Genomic DNA, 3,144 nt, shown 5'->3' with positions numbered 1-3,144 from the left:
CCACGGGTGGCAGGGCACACGGATGGCAGGGCACCACGGGTCGCAGGGCTGCAGGGCCTACGGGGCCTACGGGGCCGACGGGACGCGGAACATGGAGAACGGGATGCGGAACGTGGTCTGAGACTTGTTCACGACGGAGGAAGACTCCCCTTCTCGAATTCCGCCGTCCTCGCCCACATCCTCGGCACCGCCGAGGCGATCGATGGGTGGGTGGGCCGAGCGTTCACGGGTCGGAGGTGCGATCCGCATGGTCGATCGGTGACATGACGAGGGTGGGGGCTGCGCGCCGCCGCCCGCACCCTTGGATCCATGAAAACCAAAACGGACATCACCGCAGCCGACACGTCGCGCCCCCCGGGCGCCCGCCCCTCCTTCCGGACCTCAGGCCGCTGGCACTTCGCGTGGCACTTCGCCGAGATGGTGATCGCGATGATCGCCGGGATGCTGCTGTTCGGCCAGGTGTGGGAGGTCGTCTCCCCGCTGCTCGGCTGGTCCGACGCGCTCGCACGCGCCGACCTCGCCGCCCTGGTGATGGCCACCGACATGACCCTGGGCATGGCGATCTGGATGCGCGTCCGCGGCCACGACTGGCCGCGCATCGCCGAGATGGGCGCGGCGATGTTCGTCCCGTTCCTCGTGCTGCTCGTCCCGTTCTGGACCGGGGCGCTGTCCGGCGACGGTCTCATGATCGGCGGGCACCTGCTGATGCTCCCCGCCATGCTCGTCGCGATGCTGCTCCGCCGGAAGGAGTACAGCCGGCCGCACCGCCGTCCCGCCTGCCCGGCGCCGCCGGCCGACGCCGGCACCGGCCGGCGGATCACGGCCTGGCTGGTGCACCGGTGGCCGTCGTGGCTGGCCCTGGTGATCACCATCGACAGCTGGGGCTCGTCCTCCGCCCCGCCGCCGTGGATACTCGTGATCCTCGCCGGCGCCTACCTGGTCATCGGCGCCGCCCGGAAGCACCTGCGGGAGCCGGGCGTGCTCGCGCTCCAGCTGGGGGTGTTCGCCGTCTACGTGGCGCTGGCCGCGGTGGCGACGTCGGTGGGCGGAAACCTCTCCCTCTACCTGGTGGCCGCCGGCTGGCTCGCCCACGCGGGGTGGGACATCATCCACTACCGTGCCGACAAGGTCGTCCCGCGAGCGTACGCCGAGGCGTGCATCGTCATCGACACGATCATCGGCCTGACCATCCTCCTCATGCTGTGGTGAGGGCCGCCGCCCCGGCCTCCCCACCGGTCGCCGCCCGCACCGGTACGGTCCCCGGACCGGCGCGGGGCCGTACCGGACCGAGATGACCGTCCGCACCGGCCCAGGGAAGAACCATGCGACGAACTACAATCACCGGTGTGTTCCAGCAGCGGCTGCGATGGGTCAGGGTGGCGACCCTGGGCTCGCTGGCCACCGCCGTGCTCATGACTCTGATCATGCCGAGCATCGGTCTCGGCAGGGAGACCGATCCGCTGCGGATCGCGCTCGGCGCCACGGGCATCCTCGTCTTCGCCGCGGCGCAGGCCGCGGTCCTGTACGCCGCGGTCACGCCGTCGCTGTCGCAGGCCGTTCACCGCCGGCTGCTGGCGGGGTTCGCGACGGCGGCGGCGCTGTCGATCCCGATGACCGCCCCGCTGGGGGGTGGCGGCTGGAGGACGTGGGCGTGGGTGGGCGCCTCGATCGTCGGCACCGCGCCCCTGCTCGGCGGGCGGGCCACGGCGGGCGCGGTCATCGCCGCGGCCGTCGCCGTCTCCGGCGCCGTGAGCTGGTGGAGCGGCGGGTCCCTCGTCGAGTATCTGGTGATAACCGTCGGCTTCGGGATGATGACCGTCGGCGTCACCGGTCTGCACGCCTGGCTGTGGAACATCCTGATCGCCACCCAGGAGGAACACTCCGCGCAGGAGCGGCTGACCGCCGCCCGGGAACGGCTGCGGTTCGGGCGCGACGTGCACGACCTGCTCGGCCACACTCTCTCGGTGATCGCCCTGAAGGCCGAGCTGGCCGAGAGGCTCGTCTCCGTCGACGCCGCCCGCGCCGAGCGGGAGGCCGCGGACGTGCGCCTGCTGGCCGCCTCCGCGCTCGCCGACCTCCGGAAGGCGGTGCACGGGTACCGCACGGTCGATCTCCCCGGTGAGCTCGACGAGGTCTCGCGGGTCCTCCGTTCCTCGGGGATACGGTGCACGGTCACCGACCGGACCGGCGACCTGCCGGCCGACGTCGCCGTCCCGCTCAGCATGGTCCTGCGTGAGGCCGGCACCAACGTTCTCAGGCACAGCACGGCGAGCTGGTGCTCGATAGAGCTGTCCCGCCACGATGACGAGGTGCGGATGACCGTGACCAACGACGGCGCCGCCGCCGTGCGGCCCGACCGTCACAGCTCCGGGCTGCGCGGCCTGCGGGAACGCCTCGCCGAGACGGGCGGCACGCTGGACGTCCGCGCCGACGGCGGATTGTTCGTCCTGGAGTCGGCCATGCCGGTGACCTCATGATCAGAGTGCTCCTCGCCGACGACGAGGAGCTGATCAGAACGGCCCTGGCCGCCCTGGTGTCCCTCGAGGCCGACCTGGAGGTGGTGGCCCAGGCCGGCGACGGCCGCGCGGCCGTGGAGGAGGCGCTGGCCCACCGCCCCGACGTCGCCGTGGTCGACCTGCAGATGCCCCGGCTGGACGGCGTCGGCGTCGCCGCCGAGATCTCCAGGGCGCTGCCCACCTGCGCGGTGATCATCCTCACCGGGTACGGCAAGCCCTCGATGCTGAAGCGTGCGCTGGACGCCGGGGCCAAGGGCTTCCTGCCCAAGGGCTCGCCCGGCGGACAGCTCGCCGACGTGATCAGACGGGTCCACCGGGGGAGCCGGTACGTGGACCCGGCGATGGCCGCCGACGCGCTGACCGCGCCCCCGTGCCCGTTGACCCCGCGGGAGCTGGAGGTGCTGCGGCTCGCGGAGCTCGACACCCCGGTGGCGGTGATCGCCCGGCGCACCCACCTGTCCCCCGGGACGGTCCGCAACCACCTGAGCGCCATCGTGACCAAGCTCGGCGCCGCCGGCCGCGCCGACGCCGCCCGGATCGCCGTCGACAACGGCTGGCTCCCCTGACGGCCTCACCACCCGTCGTGATCACCGTCAAGGACCCACCGCCACTGCTCGACGAAGCCCGA

General features: G+C 72.6%; 3 protein-coding genes. All 3 read left to right on the top strand.

The genetic code is table 11. The annotated features are described in order from the left end of the window. Positions 1-309: 309 nt before the first annotated feature. The 3 genes from ACZ6RT_RS37495 (at position 310) to ACZ6RT_RS37485 (ending at position 3,082) form a co-directional block, all read left to right on the top strand. Positions 310-1,209 (top strand): hypothetical protein, encoded by a 900-nt coding sequence (locus ACZ6RT_RS37495; protein WP_470158874.1) that lies wholly within the window; start codon positions 310-312, stop codon positions 1,207-1,209. 113 nt (positions 1,210-1,322) lie between these two features. Then, the gene (locus ACZ6RT_RS37490; protein WP_470158873.1) at positions 1,323-2,477 is read left to right on the top strand and encodes a sensor histidine kinase; all 1,155 of its coding nucleotides are present in this window, start codon (positions 1,323-1,325) and stop codon (positions 2,475-2,477) included. After that, positions 2,474-3,082 (top strand): response regulator transcription factor, encoded by a 609-nt coding sequence (locus ACZ6RT_RS37485; protein ID WP_344888188.1) that lies wholly within the window; start codon positions 2,474-2,476, stop codon positions 3,080-3,082. The genes ACZ6RT_RS37490 and ACZ6RT_RS37485 overlap by 4 nt, the downstream gene beginning before the upstream one ends. Positions 3,083-3,144: the final 62 nt, after the last annotated feature.

The sequence above is a fragment of the Streptosporangium sp. NPDC050148 genome, assembly GCF_055586505.1.
This window is presented reverse-complemented; position numbering and strand designations above follow the sequence as displayed.

Excerpts from the sequence above, each read along its gene's own strand:
- ACZ6RT_RS37495 (WP_470158874.1), top strand. The coding sequence starts at position 310 with ATGAAAACCAAAACGGACATCACCGCAGCCGACACGTCGCGCCCCCCG.
- ACZ6RT_RS37490 (WP_470158873.1), top strand. The coding sequence starts at position 1,323 with ATGCGACGAACTACAATCACCGGTGTGTTCCAGCAGCGGCTGCGATGG.
- ACZ6RT_RS37485 (WP_344888188.1), top strand. The coding sequence starts at position 2,474 with ATGATCAGAGTGCTCCTCGCCGACGACGAGGAGCTGATCAGAACGGCC.